Annotated in this window: 15 protein-coding genes; 10 read left to right on the plus strand and 5 right to left on the minus strand. The window is 63.5% G+C overall.

Annotated features, from left to right (window positions below; all coding sequences use genetic code 11):
* The first annotated feature begins 132 nt into the window (after window positions 1-132).
* From TMS3_RS10125 to TMS3_RS10135, 3 genes are read left to right on the plus strand one after another with little or no spacing between them, the layout of a single operon-like run.
* On the plus strand, window positions 133-858 hold the full coding sequence (locus tag TMS3_RS10125; protein ID WP_152985489.1) for a response regulator: 726 nt from the start codon (window positions 133-135) through the stop codon (window positions 856-858).
* Window positions 855-1,643, plus strand: coding sequence for a substrate-binding periplasmic protein (locus TMS3_RS10130; RefSeq protein WP_025165162.1), 789 nt, complete (start codon window positions 855-857; stop codon window positions 1,641-1,643). The genes TMS3_RS10125 and TMS3_RS10130 overlap by 4 nt, the downstream gene beginning before the upstream one ends.
* Entirely contained in the window at window positions 1,627-3,948 is a 2,322-nt protein-coding gene (locus TMS3_RS10135) for an ATP-binding protein (protein ID WP_025165163.1), read from the plus strand. Before TMS3_RS10130 ends, TMS3_RS10135 begins: the two co-directional genes overlap by 17 nt.
* Before the next feature lie 326 nt (window positions 3,949-4,274).
* Here TMS3_RS10135 and nhaC read toward each other — a convergent pair whose 3' ends face one another.
* A complete protein-coding gene (gene nhaC / locus TMS3_RS10140; RefSeq protein WP_025165164.1) occupies window positions 4,275-5,777 on the minus strand; it encodes a Na+/H+ antiporter NhaC in 1,503 nt (500 codons plus the stop codon).
* Window positions 5,778-6,106: 329 nt separating this feature from the next.
* On the opposite strand from nhaC, the gene TMS3_RS10145 reads away from it, so the two are divergent.
* Window positions 6,107-7,144 carry a GlxA family transcriptional regulator gene (locus tag TMS3_RS10145; RefSeq protein WP_025165165.1) on the plus strand — a complete coding sequence of 346 codons (1,038 nt, stop codon included), beginning with the start codon at window positions 6,107-6,109 and terminating at the stop codon, window positions 7,142-7,144.
* A gap of 33 nt (window positions 7,145-7,177) precedes the next feature.
* Here TMS3_RS10145 and TMS3_RS10150 read toward each other — a convergent pair whose 3' ends face one another.
* Entirely contained in the window at window positions 7,178-7,564 is a 387-nt protein-coding gene (locus TMS3_RS10150) for a hypothetical protein (RefSeq protein ID WP_025165166.1), read from the minus strand.
* A 129-nt stretch (window positions 7,565-7,693) separates the two neighbouring features.
* Between TMS3_RS10150 and TMS3_RS25340 the strand changes: the two genes are divergently transcribed.
* From TMS3_RS25340 to TMS3_RS10165, 4 genes are all read left to right on the plus strand, one after another.
* On the plus strand, window positions 7,694-7,855 hold the full coding sequence (locus TMS3_RS25340; RefSeq protein WP_160321031.1) for a hypothetical protein: 162 nt from the start codon (window positions 7,694-7,696) through the stop codon (window positions 7,853-7,855).
* A 68-nt stretch (window positions 7,856-7,923) separates the two neighbouring features.
* Window positions 7,924-8,754: an isocitrate lyase/PEP mutase family protein gene (locus TMS3_RS10155; protein ID WP_025165167.1), complete on the plus strand. Its 831-nt coding sequence runs from the start codon at window positions 7,924-7,926 to the stop codon at window positions 8,752-8,754.
* 93 nt (window positions 8,755-8,847) lie between these two features.
* Complete coding sequence (locus TMS3_RS10160) at window positions 8,848-9,537, plus strand: extensin-like domain-containing protein (protein WP_025165168.1); 690 nt, start codon at window positions 8,848-8,850, stop codon at window positions 9,535-9,537.
* Between the two features lie 184 nt (window positions 9,538-9,721).
* Window positions 9,722-10,468: a class I SAM-dependent methyltransferase gene (locus TMS3_RS10165; protein WP_407691614.1), complete on the plus strand. Its 747-nt coding sequence runs from the start codon at window positions 9,722-9,724 to the stop codon at window positions 10,466-10,468.
* Window positions 10,469-10,648: 180 nt separating this feature from the next.
* Here TMS3_RS10165 and TMS3_RS10170 read toward each other — a convergent pair whose 3' ends face one another.
* Window positions 10,649-11,299 (minus strand): TetR/AcrR family transcriptional regulator, encoded by a 651-nt coding sequence (locus tag TMS3_RS10170; RefSeq protein ID WP_025165170.1) that lies wholly within the window; start codon window positions 11,297-11,299, stop codon window positions 10,649-10,651.
* Window positions 11,300-11,390: 91 nt separating this feature from the next.
* Between TMS3_RS10170 and TMS3_RS10175 the strand changes: the two genes are divergently transcribed.
* Window positions 11,391-12,494, plus strand: a complete 1,104-nt coding sequence (locus TMS3_RS10175) for an efflux RND transporter periplasmic adaptor subunit (RefSeq protein ID WP_025165171.1) — start codon at window positions 11,391-11,393, stop codon at window positions 12,492-12,494.
* Window positions 12,495-12,499: 5 nt separating this feature from the next.
* Window positions 12,500-15,568, plus strand: coding sequence for an efflux RND transporter permease subunit (locus tag TMS3_RS10180; protein WP_025165172.1), 3,069 nt, complete (start codon window positions 12,500-12,502; stop codon window positions 15,566-15,568).
* Window positions 15,569-15,741: 173 nt separating this feature from the next.
* Here the strand turns inward: TMS3_RS10180 and TMS3_RS10185 are convergent, their stop codons facing one another.
* Window positions 15,742-16,260, minus strand: coding sequence for an REP-associated tyrosine transposase (locus TMS3_RS10185; RefSeq protein WP_025165173.1), 519 nt, complete (start codon window positions 16,258-16,260; stop codon window positions 15,742-15,744).
* A 344-nt stretch (window positions 16,261-16,604) separates the two neighbouring features.
* Window positions 16,605-17,282: a DUF4197 domain-containing protein gene (locus tag TMS3_RS10190; protein WP_025165174.1), complete on the minus strand. Its 678-nt coding sequence runs from the start codon at window positions 17,280-17,282 to the stop codon at window positions 16,605-16,607.
* Window positions 17,283-17,300: the final 18 nt, after the last annotated feature.

Here is a 17,300-nt window from a genome sequence, read left to right on the forward strand (position 1 = left end):
TCGGAATTAGGCACCTGGGGCGCGTTCGCTTGTAATAAAGTGCAGCGCATCGACTGGATGTCCAGCGGCTGCCCGCCGACCGGCGCCGCCCCCGACTCCAGCCCAACATATTTCAGCCCTGGAAGGCCTGGCATGTCCGATGACCTGACGGTGCTGGTGGTGGATGACGAACTCATCACCCGCGAGTGCCTGTGTACCTATTTCGCCGAGGAGCGCTTCCGCGTGCTGGCCGCCGCCACGGCGGAGGAGGCCGAGCAGATCCTGGCGCGCGAAACCGTGGACCTGGTCCTGCTGGACATCCGCATGCCCGGCAAGGATGGCCTGACCCTGACCCGCGAGCTGCGGGTGCATTCGGAGGTCGGCATCATTCTGATCAGCGCGCGCCAGGATGCGGTCGACCAGCTGATCGGCCTGGAGTGCGGCGCCGACGATTACGTGACCAAACCCTTCAGCCCGCGCGAGATCCTCGCCCGGGCCAAGAATCTGTGCCGCCGCGTACGCCTGATCCGCGCCCAGGCGCCGGTCAGCAGCGGGCAGGACCTGCTGCGCTTCGACGAATGCACGGTGGACCTGAGCCTGCGCCAGGTCACCGATTGCGACAACCGGGTCAGCCAGCTCACCGGCGGCGAGTTTCAGTTGCTCAGCGTGCTGCTGGGCAACCTCGGCAAGACCATGAGCCGTGACCAGTTGCTCGACCAGATGCGCAACCGCGAGTGGGCGCCGAACGATCGCACCATCGATGTGCTGATCGGCCGTCTGCGCCGCAAGCTCAGAGACGACCCGGCCAACCCGCGGATCATCCTGACCATTCACGGGGTTGGTTACCTGCTCGCGGCCAAGGCGCTGCAGGCCAGGTGAAACGCGCGGCGCTGGCGCTACTGCTGGGCCTGCTGGCGCCAGTGGCCCTGGCGCGCGAACTGCTGGCCTGCGGTCATCCGTTCTATCCGCCGGTGTCCTGGCACTCCGGGGGTGAGCTGGTGGGGCTGGCGCCGCAGGTGGTGCGCCAGCTGTTCGCCGAGCAGGGCTACGAGGTGCACCTGCTGACGCTGGGCAATTGGAAGCGCTGCTTGCTGGAGGCCCAGCAGGGGCGGGTGGACATCGTCGTCGCCGCTTATCGCACCCGTGAGCGTGAAACCTGGCTGGGTTTTACCGAGGAGGCCCTGGTGGCCGACCCGATCGTGTTGTTCACCCGGCGCGACAGACCGCTGCATTTTTCCAGCTGGGACGATCTGCGCGGACGCACCGTCGGCCTGCTGTTGGGCGACAGTTTCGGCGATCGCTTCGACCGTTTCGCCGCGCAGCACTTGAACATCGAATGGGTGTCCAGCGGCGAGCAGAACTTCATCAAGCTGGCCCAGGGGCGTATCGACTTCATGCCGGTTGGCCTCTATAGCTGGACCCTGCAGAACCGCCGTTTCGGCTACGACCAGGTCATCGTGCAGCAACCTGGCGAGCTGGTCACCGAACACTACCGGATAGGCGTGCGCCGCGATCCGGCGTTGCTCGCTCTGCTGCCGCGACTCGACCGGCGCCTGCGCGAGCTGGCCGAAGACGGCACCCTGAAACGCCTGGACGAGCACTACAGCGCTCGCTATCTCGCCGAACCTCACCGTATGCCCAATCTCTATGATTCAGCACCCTGAAAAAACCTGGCGCAAGTTGCTCGCCTATCGCCAGGAGCATCCCCTCGGCTATCGCATGATGGCCTACGTGCTGGTCTGCAGCCTGGTTTTCGTGGTGTTGTCCACCAGCATCCAGGCCGCCATCGAGTATCGCCGCGAGATGCGCGTGATCGAGCAGCGCATCGAGTTGATCCGCAATGTCTACCTGGCCAGCCTGGCCAAGAGCATCTGGGATGTCGACCGCGAGCAGCTGCGCCTGCAGATGCGCGGCATTCTGGATTTCCCCGACATCAGCTCCTTGACCCTGGAAGATGCCGACACGGGCGAGCGGCTGCTGCTGTCTGCTGGGGAAGGCTCGGCGGCGCGGACCGCAGAGCATCGATTCGCCTTGCGCCATGAGACGCCTCTGGGGCTGCGCAACCTCGGTCAGCTGGTGGTGCACACCGACCTGGGGGCGGTGTATGCCCGCCTCGGCTGGAGTGCCCTGACCCTGTTTCTCGGTCAGGCGCTGACCATCTTTCTGATGGTGCTGCTGGTCATGCTGATTTTTCAGCGCATGGTCACCCGACACCTGGAAAGCATGGCCCGTTACGCACGCAGCCTGGGTATCGGTTCGCGTGATACGCCGTTGCAGTTGGAACGCCAGCCCAGCGCGCGCAGCGACGAGCTGGATGCGCTGGTCGAATCGCTCAACGACCTGCGCCTGGGGATCAATCAGGACATCGAGCGCCGTGAGCGCGCCCACGAGCAATTGCTGTTCAGTCGCGAACAGCTGCGGCGCATGGTCGACAAGCGCACGCGCAGCCTGCGCCAGGCCAAGGAGGTGGCAGAGGCCGCCAGCCAGGCCCGCTCGCAGTTCCTCGCCGGGATCAGCCACGAGATCCGCACCCCGATGAGCGGCATTCTTGGCATGACCCAGTTGCTCTATCACACGCCGCAGTCCGAGCAGGCGCGCGGCTACCTGGATGCCCTGCGCCAGTCCGGCGAGAGCCTGCTGGCGATCCTCGACGGGGTGCTCGATTACGCCAAGCTGGAGGAGGGCGGTTATGTGCCGGAGCAGCAGCTGTTCTGCCTGCAGCAGCTGGTCGAGGAGCAGAGCCTGCTGGCCGAGGCGCAGGCCCAGGGCAAGGCGCTGCGGGTCAGTTGCCAGATCGAGCCGCAACTTTCGCGCTACTACCGGGGCGCAGCCGGTTGCCTGCGCCAGGTACTGGCCAACCTACTGAGCAACGCGGTGAAGTTCACCGAGCGTGGCGCCATCGAGTTAAGGGTCGAGGGCGTGGACAAGGCCGGCAGCCGGTTGCGCTTCGCGGTGCACGACACGGGTATCGGCATCAGCGCCGAGCAGCAGCAGCGGATTTTCGAGCGCTTCACCCAGGCGGATGAAAGCATCACCCGGCGCTTCGGCGGCACCGGCCTGGGCCTGGCCATCTGCCAGAAAATGGTCGTGGCCATGGGTGGACGGATCGGCGTAGACAGCCGTGAAGGTGCAGGCAGCACCTTCTGGTTCGAGGTGGAACTGCAGGTGGCCCAGCCGCCCGCGACACAGCTCGAGGCCCCAGCCACATGCGCGCCCGCGCTCAGCCTGAGTCTGCTGCTGGTGGAGGACACACCGATCAACCAGCAGGTCATCTGCGCATTGCTCGAACACGCAGGGCACCTGGTGCAGTTGGCGGAGGATGGTCGGCAAGCCCTGGCGGTGTGCCGGCAGCAGGCCTTCGATGCGATTCTCATGGACATGCACCTGCCGGGCATGAGCGGCGTCGAGGTGACCCAGGCTATTCGCGCAGCCGCCGACAGCCTCAACGCCGACACGCCGGTGATTGCCTTGACCGCCAGTGTCGGCGTGGAGGACATCAAGGGTTACCTGGCAGCGGGCATCGCTGCGGTACAGGCCAAGCCGCTGCAGCCAGCGGCGTTGCAGCAGGTGCTGGCGGACCTGTGCCAGTCTGGGGACGATCGCCTCGCCTCGATTCAACCTCAGGAGCAGGACGGCGTCGACCTGCACCTGCTGGCCATCCACCGTCAGGTCTTCGGTCAGGCGCGCTTGCGCAGCTTGTTCGAGCAGTTCGGGGAACAGGCCGACGGGCTGCTGGTGCAGCTCGACGATGCCCTGCAGTTGGACGATCTGTATGAGGTTGGCGAGTTGGCGCACAAGCTGGCGGGCAGCTGCAGCACCCTCGGCCTGCTGGAGGCCGCGCGACTGGCCACGGCGTTGGAGACCTGCAGTCGAGAGGCCGATGATGCCCGCTGCCTGGCGTTATTCACGGCGCTCAAGGCGGCGTTGCCGAGTAATCTGCGCAGAGCCCGGCAGGCCTGCGAGGCGTGAGTGGGCAGGTTGCTGCGTCGGTGCGGGGCTCCATCCGTGGCGCGACGATCAGCCTTGTAGCCCGGATGCAATCCGGGGAGCGGTTGTACAGCTACTGGCGCTTCCCGGATTACATCCGGGCTACGGGAGGACAACCATCGGTGATCGTACCCACGCCTGGGTGCATTCGAGGCGGACAATAGCTACTGAATCACCGCGCCCTGTTGACCGGCTACTGCGCCTGACATAACCAAAGCAAAGGGCCGGTCGTCGAGTGACGGCCGGCCCTGGGTTTAAGCGGGTACCTTGCAACAGGTACTCAAGGTTGTGTCAGTAGTGCGTCGACCTCAGTCGGCGACAGGTACTGCGCGGTAGCCCGCCTCGGGCTGACTGAAGGTCTGGATCGCCTCGCCCTGCGCCTTCCAGTTCGCGCGCTCCTGCTCGGTGGCCTTGGGCGAGAACCAGCCGAGGTAGGCATAGGCGATGCCGATCACCGGTGACAACCAGCAGGCGAAAGCCAGCGGGATGTACAGCAGGTTCTCGAAGTTGCCATCGCCCACGGTCAGACCCAGGGAGGCGATGACGATGGCGCCGCCGGCGTTCCACGGCACCAGTGGGGAGATCAGGGTGCCGCCTTCCTCGACTGCACGCGACAGGTTGAGGGTCGAGTAACCCTTGCCGCGGTAGGCCGGAGCAAACATGCGGCCGGGCAGGGCGATGGACAGGTAGGGGTCGCCGGCGACCAGGTTGGTAGCAATCGAGGTGCCGATGGCGGCGGTTTGCATGCTGCCGAAACTGCGCGTCCTTTTCAGGATCGCCTCGACAATCACCTCGAGACAACGGGTGCGCTCGAGGGCACCGCCCAAGGCCAGGGCGATCATCACCAGGGTGATGACCCAGGCCATGGACTGGATGCCGCCGCGGTTAAGCAGGCTGTCGATGTCCTTGATTCCGCTGTTGAGGCTATAACCGCTCTGCATGTAAGTGAACACGTCATGCAGGTTGGCGCCCTGGTAAGCCATGGCCAGGATGCCGCCGGCGATGGCGCCGGCAAACAGCGAGGGCAGGGCCGGCATTTTCATCAGCGCCAGGCCAATGACCAGCAGCGGGGGCAGCAACAGCAGCCAGGACAACTCGAAGTTCTGCGCGATGCCGTTGGTGATCAGGTCGATCTTGCTGGAGTCGAGGTCAGTGCCGCCGATGAGGTTGAAGCCCACCAACAGGTAGATGACCAGGGCAATCAGCATGGCGGGGATGGTGGTCGGCAGCATGTTGCGGATGTGGTCGAACAGATTGACCCCGGTGACGGCCGGGGCCAGGTTGGTGGTGTCTGACAGTGGTGAGATCTTGTCGCCGAAGAACGCCCCGGAAACCACAGCACCAGCGGTCCAGTACATCGGGATGTCGAATCCCGCACCTATACCCATGAGCGCCAGGCCGATGGTGCCGACCGTACCCCAGGAGGTGCCGAGCGACACCGACACCACGGCGCACATCAGCATGGCCACGGCGAGAAACACCTCGGGCGACAGTAGCTTGAGGCCGCCGTAGATCATCAGCGGTACGGTGCCGCTGGCGATCCAGGTACCGATGATCATGCCAACCACGATGAGGATGCCGATCGATTGCAGGCCGATGGACACGACGTGCAGCGAGCCTTGCTCGATGTCCTTCCAGCGATAACCCTGAAACCAGCCGATCAGCGCGGTAATCGCCAGGCCGATGGCCAGGGGGACGTGGGGGGTGAAGTCGCCGTAGTAGAACAGTTGGATCCCCAGTATCCCGAGTGTGAGGACGATTGGGATCAGGGCGAGGGCAAGCGAGGGGCGAGCGTTGTTATTGGTGGGCACGAGTTTCCTCCAGGGAGTGATCGTCCGGCTGAGCCAGCGATCTTTTTGTAGTTCTTGGAGGACTCAACCTAGCAAGCCGATGTGAACTGCTTTGCGGGTTGCTGTATCAGGTTGTAATCAGGGCATTACATGCCGTTTACATCTGTATTTTTTCGCGGCTCGGTGCAGGTGACAGGGTATGCTGGTGCTCTTCGCGCCAGGGGCCATGGCGGTGGAGGTGACGATGCTGCAGGTGTGGCTGTCGCAGTTTCGAAGCGCCAACCGAACCAAGGCGCGGGCCCCGAACAACTAGAATAATCACATGGTTTTGAGTCTGACCGGGTTGTGAGATGAGATCGTCTTTCGAGAGCGTTTTGAAGAACAAGAATCTGGCCCACCTCGACAAGATGGTGAGCGCGGGACCATCGCTGCCGCCCCGCCGGGTCGCCTTCGTGCTGCAGGAAAATTTCTCGTTGATGGCCTTCACCGGTGCGGTGGATGCTCTGGTCACCGCTAACCTGATGAGCTCGGCGCCCTTGTTCGAGGTGCTGGTGGTCGGTGGCGCCAGCGAACTGGTGGTCAGCGACCTGGGTATCGCCATCTCCGCCGGCTGCCAGCTCGCCGAGCTGGAGGAAAAGTCCCTGGATATCCTGGTGGTGTGCGGCGGCTTTCGCGTGCGCCTGCAGGGCGAGCCGTTACTGCGAGCTAAGCTGCGCTCGGCCGAGGCCGCCGGGGCCATGCTCGGCGGGCTGTGGAACGGCGCTTACTTTATCGCCGAAGCAGGCCTGCTGGATGGTTACGATTGCGCCTTTCATCCGGATGGTCGGGCGATGATGAGCGAGCTGTTCCCCAAGGTGAAGCTGACCAGCCATGCCTATGTACTGGATCGCGAACGCATCAGCTGTGCCGGGGCCAATAGCTCGTTGGGCATGATGCTGGAGGTGGTTAGGCGTGGTGGCGGGGAACAGTTGGTCAGCGCGGTAGAAGAGGTATTGAGCTGCGACAAGATGCAGGAGGTCATGGATGTGTCGGTGGTGGCCGTCGACTATGACCCGACCCTGCCGCAAGCCCTGAAGGTGGCATTGGAACTGATGCACAACAATATCGATGAGCCACTGGTGGTGGATGAAATCGCCAGCTGTGTCGGCATCTCCAGGCGTCAGCTCGAGCGCCTGTTCTGTCGTCACGTCAATGCCACGCCCTCGCGCTACTACCTGGAACTGCGCCTGACCCGAGCGCGTCAGCTGTTGCAGCAGACCAACAAGTCTCTGGCCGACATCGCCGTGGCCAGCGGCTTTGTCAGCATCTCGCACTTCCGTCGTTGTTTTCGCGAATTTTTCGACATTGCCCCGGGGCGCTTTCGGACGACTTCGCAAGCTCGGCGTTGAGCGCACGTTGCCCCGCGGTGCTGGTGCCTCGCTTCACAGCAGGCTGAGCGGGTAGCGGGTCAGCTCTGGTTCTATCGAGTGTGCCCGGCTGCCGGCGCTGATTGCATCGGCGAGCAGTACCAGGGTCAGGCGATCGACCTTCTCAGGCCGCTGATTGAGGCTGACGCTCAGCTCGAACTGGCGTTGCGCGATGAATTGCTGAAAGTCGTGGTCTGCTTGCGGGTTACCCGGCGTTGCGCTCTCGCTGGCCTGTGGCTCGGCTGCGTTGCGGGTCGCCGCTGGCGGTTGCTCCTGGATCAGCACCCGGCTCAAGAGAATCTGGAAATCCAGGTAGGCACGCAGATCGGCCGGGCCACTGAGGTTCGGGTTGCTGCTGTAGGCCGTCAGTGCGGTGCTGGAAGCGGAAACGCCATTAAGCATGAGCAACTCTATGTGGCTGGAAGGCGCCGGGTCTGCAAAAGTGCCGGCTCTTTTTGCTTATCGGCCGCCGGGTGTCCGAGTTGAGTGGGATGCCTGAATTGAACAGGGCTGAATTGAAGAGTGTCGAGCGTGAATGCCATGAGTGAGCAACAGTCCATCGCCAGCGTCCGCATCGTGGCGCTGCATTTGACCGAGGCGGGCCTGCCGTTGGCCAAACTAGGGACGCATGCACCGGGGCTGGTGCGAGTGGGTTTTGTCGAGAATGCGACTGAGCAGCTTGGCCTGCTCTGAGCTGGTTGCGGTGCAGAGAATCTGGACTAAGGTGCGCACAGGTCGAAATTGAAAGAGGACTGATCAATATGTCTACTCAGGTGGAGCGTGGCGAGGCCTTCCGCACCTTGCACCAGCGCGATGGGTTGTTCGTGCTGCCCAATCCTTGGGATGCCGGGTCGGCGAAGATGCTCGCGACCCTGGGGTTCGAGGCGCTGGCAACGACCAGTGCCGGCCTGGCCTTTTCCCTGGGGCGCTGCGATGCAGAAGGCGCGGTCAGTCGCGAGGAGGCCCTGGCTAACGCCCGCGCTATCGTTGAGGCGACGCCGCTGCCGGTGGCCGCCGATCTGGAGAACGGTTATGGCGATGAACCGCAGCACTGCGCCGAAACTATCGCCCTGGCGGCGCAGATCGGTTTGGTTGGCGGTTCCATTGAGGATGCTACGGGTGATGCGCGGTCGCCCATCTACCCTCTCGAGCTGGCGGTCGAGCGCATTCGCGCCGCGGTGGCGATGGCTCGCAGCCTGCCATTCGCCTTCACCCTGGCGGCGCGTGCGGAAAACTACCTGCACGGCCGGCCGGACCTGGACGACACTATCAAACGCCTGGTGGCCTACGCGGAGGCGGGCGCCGATGTGCTCTATGCACCGGGCCTGACCACTCGCGAGGAAATCCTGACGTTGGTCACGGCCGTGGCGCCGCGCCCGGTCAACGTATTGGTGGGCTCGCCCAGCCTGCAGCTGTCGCTGGATGAGCTGGCCGAACTGGGGGTGAAACGCGTCAGTCTCGGCTCCGGTCTGGCGCGAGTCGCCTATGGCGCTTTCTTCCAGGCGGCGCAGGAATTGGCCGCTCGCGGCAGCCTGGTGGCGACCGGCCAGGCCATGCCGTTCGAGCGCATCAACAATCTGTTCAAGATATGAGAGGTTGTGAAAAAACTCCCGCCTGCTGCGACCGCCTGCAGACGCTCTCGTGACGGCGCTCGATATTTTCACAAGCTCTGAGCGAGGTAGGGTTTGCGTCGTGTTTTGGTGCTGCTTGTGTTGTTGGGTTTGCTTGGCGTGCCGCTGGCTGTCTATCAGCAGTGGCTCGATGTGCCCCCGCGCTGGAATCCCTGGGCGCCACTGGATATCAGGGCCACGCCGAACCTGCTGACGCCCTTCAAGCTCTGGCGCCTGGCGGATGATCCTCTGCTCTGTCAGCAGGCCCTGGCTACGTCGCCGCTGCGTTACACCGTGCTGGCCGATAGCCGCCCGGCGGCGGACTGCCCGCTGGAGAATACCCTGCGGGTGCAGGCGTCCGAGGTGAGGTTCAGCAGCAGCTTTATCACTACCTGTCCGCTAGCGGCGGCGTTTGCCCTGTTCGAGCAACATGCGTTGCAGCCAGCGGCACAGGAGGTGTTCGGCCAGCCGGTGATGCAGCTCGAGCATGTCGGCAGCTTCGCCTGTCGCACTATTGCGGGTAGCCAGCGCCGTAGCCAGCATGCCTCGGCCAATGCCCTGGATATCACTGGTTTTCGTCTGCGCGACGGTCGGCGCATCAGTGTGCTGCACGACTGGCCGGGAGAAGGCGATGCAGCGCGGTTCTTGCGCCTGGTGCACAACGGCGCTTGCGACAGCTTCAATGTCACCCTCGGACCGCAGTACAACGCCGCCCATCGTGATCATTTTCATGTTGATATGGGCCTGTTCCGCATGTGCCGCTAGTGCGCTGTTACGAGGCCGCGCCAGCGAAAATCACCTCAAACAGAACGAACTCGGTGCGGCCGGAACACCTCGGTTCTGGCAGAATGCCGCGTTAACCGTTATCGACAGGCTGCAAGGGCCTGCATTGAACGTTCTGTGAGCAGATTTTCCGATGAATGACGCACGGCCTAGCACCACAATCCGCATGGAAGCCTTGGTCCCGCATCTGGCCGAGGCCGCCGCCGGCTGGGCTGCACGTTTGAATTTGCCGCAGAGCGGCGAGGCGGACTTCGCCTTGCAGCTGGGTGAGGCGGGCCTGCAGCTGGCCGAACTGGGGCCGCAGGCACCGGGGCCGGTACGGGTGGACTTCGTCGAGGGCGCGGTGGCGCATCGGCGTGTGTTCGGCGGCGGTAGTGGACAGATGATCGCCAAGGCCGTCGGCGTGCAGCCGGGCGTGCGCCCGCGGGTGCTGGATGCCACAGCCGGGTTAGGGCGCGATGGCTTCGTTCTGGCCAGTCTGGGTTGTGCGGTGACCCTGATCGAACGGCAACCGCTGATTGCTGCCTTGCTGGAAGATGGCCTGGCGCGGGCCAGGGGCGATCGCGAAGTGGGGCCGATAGTGGCACAGATGCAGCTGTTGACCGGCAACGCCATCGAACTGATGGACGCCTGGGAGGGCGAGCCGCCGCAGGTGATCTACCTCGATCCGATGTTTCCCCATCGCGACAAGAGCGCCCTGGTGAAGAAGGAAATGCGCCTGTTCCGCCCCTTTGTCGGCGATGACCTGGACGCACCGGCCTTGCTCGCCGCCGCCCTGGCCCTGGCCAGCCACCGGGTGGTGGTCAAACGCCCGCGCAAAGCACCGATCATCGCCGGCGCCACGCCGGGCTATGCGCTGGAGGGCAAATCCAGCCGCTACGACATCTATCCCAAGAAAAAGCTGCAGGCTTGAAGTCGTAAACGCGGCGGCGTCGGTAGCCCGGATGCAATCCGGGAGATGGCGGTTCCTGGATTGCATCCAGGCTACGTGCTGGGTTTCATGAGGTGCATCCATGCACCTCACCCTGCGGGCAGCTAAAGCTGTGCAGAACTACGTCCTGCCGTTCTGTCGCTGCGCTCTACCCAGCCTTCGTCAGCGTGCCGCTTGGTTCGGTCGATAGGCTCGCAGGAACATGGTCACCGCATTCTGCACATGCTGTTCGGCGGCCGCGCCTTGCAATGGCTCGCCACAGCCGATCAGCAGGCAGAAGTTGGCGCCGCCTTTGACCAGGCTGAAGAACTGGTCGGCCGCGCAGTGCGGGTCGTCGATGCGCAGTTTGCCGGTCAGCTCGGCGCGGCTCAGCAGGCGTGCCATTTCATTCAACAGGCGCTGCGGCCCCGCCTCGTAGAACAGTTGCGAGAGCTTCGGGTTCTGCGTGGCCTGGGTCACCATCAGCCGGTGCAGCTCGACCGATTCACGGCTGTTGATCAGGGCGTTAAAGCTGCGGCCGATGGTCAGCAGTACATTTTCGATAGGCGCGTCCGCCGCCAGCTCGAAGAACAGCTCGGGCAGTTGCTCCTCGCACTTGGATTTCACCGCCGCGCAGAACAGCGTCTCCTTATCGGTGAAGTGGCTGTATACCGTCAGCTTGGATACGCCGGCTTCGGCGGCGATGGCGTCCATGCTGCTGCCATCGTAGCCATTACTGATGAATAGGTTCTTCGCCGCGTCGAGGATGGCCTGACGTTTGACGAGGTCTTTGGGGCGACCTGGGCCGCTGGGCGGTAATAACTTGTTAGGCATTGGTTGTTTTTAATACTGGACTGATGAGTTTGCTATTTTTACTATACCCGTCAGTATAAATATTCCAAACCTTCGTGAAAGGTCATCCACCATGTTTCGCCCTGCCTTGTCCCTCGTTCTGCCCTTAAGTCTGATTACCGTGCTCGCTGCCTGTGGCAATGGCGAGCCGGTCGCGCCCAGCATTCGCCCCGCCATGGTGGTGCAGCCGCAGCCGGCCGCCGAGATGATGGACACCTATCCGGGCGAGGTCCGTGCGCGCCTGGAGCCGGAGCTGGCCTTTCGCATCGGCGGCAAGGTGACCAAGCGGCTGGTCGAGGTGGGCCAGCAGGTGAAGAAGGATCAGCGTCTGGCCGAGCTGGACCCGCAGGATGTGCGCCTGCAGCTGGAGGCGACCCGTGCGCAAGTGGCGGCGGCCGAGGCCAATCTGCACCTGGTGCGCGCCGAGCGTGATCGCTACAAGAAGCTGCTCGACCGCCAGCTGGTCAGCCGCTCGCAGTACGACAACGCCGAAAACCTCTACCGTTCCGGCGCAGCACGGCTGAAGCAGATCAAGGCGGAATTCGATGTAGCCAACAACCAGGCCGGTTATGCGGTGCTGCGCGCGTCGCAGGATGGCGTGATCGCCCGGCGCATGGTCGAGGTCGGCCAGGTCGTGGCGGCGGGGCAGAGCGTGTTCACCCTGGCGGCCGATGGCGAGCGCGAAGTGTCGATCAGCCTGCCGGAACAAGCCTTCGAACGTTTCAAGGTCGGTCAGGCCGTGACGGTTGAGTTGTGGTCGCAGCCGGATCAGCGTTTCCCCGGGCGGATTCGCGAGATGTCACCGGCGGCCGACCCGCAGTCGCGCACCTTCGCCGCGCGCGTGGCCTTTACCCAAGGTGAGGTACCCGCCGAGCTGGGCCAGAGTGCGCGGGTATTTATCGCCCATAACGGTGAGGCGCCGCTGGCGGTGCCATTATCGGCGCTGACCGCGGAGCAGGGTCGACCCTATGTCTGGGTGGTCGATCCGCAAACCTCGACCCTGAAGCGCACGCCGGTGCGTATCGGCGCCTATGGCGAGAAGCTGGTGCCAGTGCTGGAAGGCCTGCAGGCGGGCGATTGGGTGGTCGCCGCCGGCGTGCAGGTGCTGCGCGAAGGCCAGCAGGTGCGTCCGGTGGATCGCGACAACCGCGCGGTCAAACTAGCGGCTAAGGAGTAGTCTCGATGGGCTTCAACCTTTCCGCCTGGGCGCTGAACAACCGCCAGATTGTCCTCTATATCATGCTGCTGCTGGGTATCGTCGGGGCCATCTCCTATACCAAGCTGGGTCAGAGCGAAGACCCGCCTTTCACCTTCAAGGCCATGGTGGTGCGCACCAACTGGCCGGGCGCGAGTGCCGAGGAAGTCTCGCGCCAGGTCACCGAACGCATCGAAAAGAAGGTGATGGAAACCGGCGACTACGACAAGATCATCTCCTTCTCGCGCCCGGGTGAATCGCAGGTGACCTTCGTCGCTCGCGACTCCATGCACTCGGTGGATATTCCCGAGCTGTTCTATCAGGTGCGCAAGAAGATCGGCGACATTCGCCACACCTTGCCCCAGGACATCCAGGGGCCGTTCTTCAACGATGAGTTCGGCACCACCTTCGGCAATATCTATGCGCTGACCGGCGAGGGCTTCGACTACGCGGTGCTCAAGGACTACGCCGACCGCATTCAGCTGCAGCTGCAGCGGGTCAAGGATGTCGGCAAGGTCGACCTGCTCGGTCTGCAGGACGAGAAAATCTGGATCGAGCTATCCAACACCAAGCTGGCGACGCTCGGTCTACCGCTGGGCGTGGTGCAGCAGGCGCTGAATGAGCAGAACGCGGTGGCGGCGGCCGGCTTCTTCGAGACCGGTTCGGATCGCGTGCAGCTGCGGGTCACCGGGCGTTTCGAGTCGGTCGAGCAGATTCGCAATTTTCCGATTCGGGTAGCCGATCGCACCTTTCGCATCGGCGATGTGGCCGAGGTTACGCGCGGCTTCAACGACCCACCCGCACCGCGCATGCGCTTCATGGGTGAGGACGCCATTGGCCTGGCGGTGTCGATGAAAAGTGGTGGCGACATCCTGGTGCTGGGTGAGGCGCTGGAAGGCGAGTTCGCCCGCCTGCAGGAAACCCTGCCGGCCGGCATGCAGCTGAGCAAGGTGTCGGATCAACCGGCGGCGGTGAAAACCGGGGTCGGCGAGTTCGTCCAGGTGCTCACCGAGGCGCTGATCATCGTCCTGCTGGTGAGTTTCTTCTCCCTCGGCCTGCGCACCGGCCTGGTGGTGGCGCTGTCGATTCCGCTGGTGCTGGCGATGACCTTCGCCGCCATGTACTACCTGGGCATCGGTCTGCACAAGATCTCCCTCGGCGCCCTGGTGTTGTCCCTCGGCTTGCTGGTGGACGATGCGATCATCGCCGTGGAGATGATGGCGATCAAAATGGAGCAGGGTTTCGACCGCTTCAAGGCGGCCAGTTACGCCTGGACCAGCACGGCCTTTCCCATGCTCACCGGCACCCTGATCACGGCCGCGGGCTTCCTGCCGATTGCCACCGCGCAGTCGGGCACCGGCGAGTACACCCGTTCGATATTCCAGGTGGTGACCATCGCCCTGCTGGTGTCGTGGATCGCCGCGGTAATCTTCGTGCCTTACCTGGGCGCCAAGTTGCTGCCGGACCTGGCCAAGCTGCACGCGGCCAAGCATGGCGGCAGCGATAAGGGTTATGACCCCTATGCAACGCCGTTCTACCAGCGGGTGCGCGCTGCGGTGGAGTGGTGTGTGCGGCGGCGCAAGACGGTAATCGTGTTGACCCTGGCGCTATTTGTCGGCTCGATCCTGCTGTTCCGTTTCGTGCCCCAGCAGTTCTTTCCGGCCTCCGGACGTCTGGAACTGATGGTCGACCTCAAACTGAGCGAGGGCGCCTCGTTGAGCGCCACCGAGGCCGAGGTCAAACGCCTGGAACGGCTGATCAACAAGCATGAGGGCATCGATAACTATGTGGCCTATGTCGGCACCGGCTCGCCACGCTTCTACCTGCCGCTGGATCAGCAACTGCCGGCTGCCAGCTTCGCCCAGTTCGTGATCCTGGCTAAAAGCATCGAGGACCGTGAAGCCATTCGCAGTTGGCTGATCGATACGGTCAACGATGAGTTCCCGACCCTGCGCACGCGTATTTCACGTCTGGAAAATGGCCCGCCGGTGGGCTATCCGGTGCAGTTCCGCGTGTCCGGCGAGCATATCGACGAGGTGCGCGCGTTGGCCCGTCAGGTGGCGGACAAGGTGCGAGACAATCCGCACGTGGCCAACGTCCACCTGGATTGGCAAGAGCCGAGCAAGGTGGTGCGCCTCAATGTCGACCAGGAGCGCGCCCGCGCGTTGGGCGTCAGTACCGCCGACCTGTCGCGCTTCCTGCGCAGCTCGTTGACCGGCTCGTCGGTGAGCCAGTACCGCGAAGGCAACGAGCTGATCGAAATCCTTCTACGCGGCACCCTCAGCGAACGCCAGGAGCTTGGCCAACTGCCGAGCCTGGCGGTGCCGACCGACAATGGCCAGAGCGTGCCGCTGTCGCAGGTCGCCACTTTGGAGTACGGCTTCGAGGAAGGCATCATCTGGCACCGCAACCGCTTGCCGACGGTCACCGTACGCGCCGATATCTACGGCAAGGAGCAAGCCGTCACCCTGGTCAAGCAGATACTGCCGACCCTGGAGTCGATCCGCGCCGAGTTGCCGGACGGCTACCTGCTGGACGTCGGCGGCACGGTCGAGGATTCGGCGCGCGGGCAGCAGTCGGTGAACGCCGGGGTGCCGCTGTTTATCGTGGTGGTGCTGACCCTGCTGATGCTGCAGCTGAAGAGCTTCTCGCGCTCGGCCATGGTGTTCCTCACCGCGCCGTTGGGGTTGATTGGCGTGACCCTGTTCCTGCTGATCTTCCGTCAGCCGTTCGGCTTTGTCGCCATGCTCGGGACCATCGCCCTATCCGGGATGATCATGCGTAACTCGGTGATTCTGGTCGACCAGATCGAGCAGGACATCGCCTCCGGCCTGGATCGCTGGCATGCGATCATCGAGGCCACGGTGCGCCGCTTCCGGCCCATCGTGCTGACCGCTTTGGCGGCGGTGCTGGCGATGATTCCGCTGTCGCGCAGTGTGTTCTTCGGGCCGATGGCGGTGGCGATCATGGGAGGTCTGATCATCGCCACGGCGCTGACCCTACTGTTCCTTCCGGCCCTCTACGCGGCCTGGTTTCGGGTCAAGCCAGAGCATTGATCGAGCAGGACGAGGTGCATCCTTGCACCTCGTCCTGCTGCACCCTACGTAGGCTGGTGTAGAGCGTAGCGACAGAACGGCAGGACGTCGTTCTGCACAGCTATAGCTACCCGCAGGGTGAGGTGCATGAATGCACCTCATGAAACCCAGCGCCCCCACCTATACCATCGTGCTCATTGCGCCGGCCCTGCCCAATCCGCCGGATAAACCCCGTGCTCGACAAAATACCGAAACGACGAATGCTGCCAATCGCCTGCGCGCTCGGCATGGCCGTGCTTGATTGGGTTGTAGTGCACGTAATCGATGTGGCGACGCAGGTCCTGATCATCGCGGAGCAGATGTTCCCAGAAGCGCCTTTGCCAGATGCTGCGTTCGGCTTTGTTCTGCCGGCTGCGACTGATGGTTTCGTTGCTGGTCAGTTGCCGCGAGAAGTTAGCCTTGAAGCGGCGGATGCGATTGGAGTAATCGTCATCGCCCGCTGGCAAGCGCCAGAGCATGTGCAGGTGGTCGGGCAAGACAACCCAGGCCAGCAGAGTGAAAGGATGCCGCTGCTTTTCGTATAGCAGGGCCTGACGCAAGGCCGTGAAATGTCGCGTCAGCGTATCCTGCCGCCGGTCTTCGAGAACCAGGGTGAAAAAGTAGCTGCCGCCCGGTATATAGAGCCGGCGATAGCTGCGGCGGAATGGCTGCATGTTCCCATCCTTGGGAAATAGTGGTGAGCTGGGTTTCGCTGTGCTCTACGCCAGCCTACGGGCTATGCGGCAGCTGTTTGGTGAAGCGCTTTTGAGCTGGGTTTCGCTTCGCTCTACGCCAGCCTACGGGCTATGCGGCGGCTGTTTGGTGAAGCGCTTGTGAGCTGGGTTTCGCTGCGCTCTACGCCAGCCTACGGGTTATGCGGCGGCTGTTTGGTGAAGCGTTTGTGAGCTGGGTTTCGCTGCGCTCTACGCCAGCCTACAAGGCCAAGGCCATACGGTGGAGCTTCGGCGAAACGTAGGCTGGGTAGAGCCTAAGCGAAACCCAGCTTTTCAGGCAAATATCACAACGCGCCAAACACCTTCTTCGCCAAACTGGTGGCGGCGCCAGCCGGGTTCTGGCGGATGTTGGCTTCCTGCTGGGCGATGATCTCGAACAGGCCATCGAGTGCCTGCTCGGTGACGTAGCTCTCGATATTCGCGCTTTTCGCGTCGAGCGCGCCGAAGCTCGCGGCCTGGCCGGCAAAGCTGTTGTATTGCTGGGCCAGGCCGACCTGGTCGGTGGCGCGTTTGACGATGGGCAGGAACTTAGCGCGGATCTGTTCGCGGCTGCTCTTGTTCAGGTACTGGGTGGCGGAGTCCTGCGGGCCGCTGAGGATGCTCTTGGCGTCCTGTACGGTCATCTTCTTCACCGCGCTGACCAGCAGGGCCTGGGCTTGCGGTACGGCGGCTTCTGCCGCGAGGTTCATGCTGGTCTCGAGCTGCTCGATCTCGGCGCCCATGCCCATCATCTTCATGGTGCGCGCCACTTTGCCGAGATTACCCGGCAGCTCGATGCGCACAGCCTCGTTATTGCTGAAGCCGCCGGGGGTGCCCAATTGCTTGACGGCGATCTGCGCGCCCTGGGTCAGGGCATCCTTCAAGCCGCCAGTGGCGTCCTGTTGCGTGAGGTCGGCGAGGGAGAGGGCGAAGGCGCTGGCGGACAGCGCCAAGCCGGCGAACAGGGTAGTGACACGGAGCATGACAAGATCCTTCTGACG

Source organism: Pseudomonas taeanensis MS-3, assembly GCF_000498575.2.
In the GTDB taxonomy this organism is placed as follows: Bacteria; Pseudomonadota; Gammaproteobacteria; order Pseudomonadales; family Pseudomonadaceae; genus Aquipseudomonas; species Aquipseudomonas taeanensis.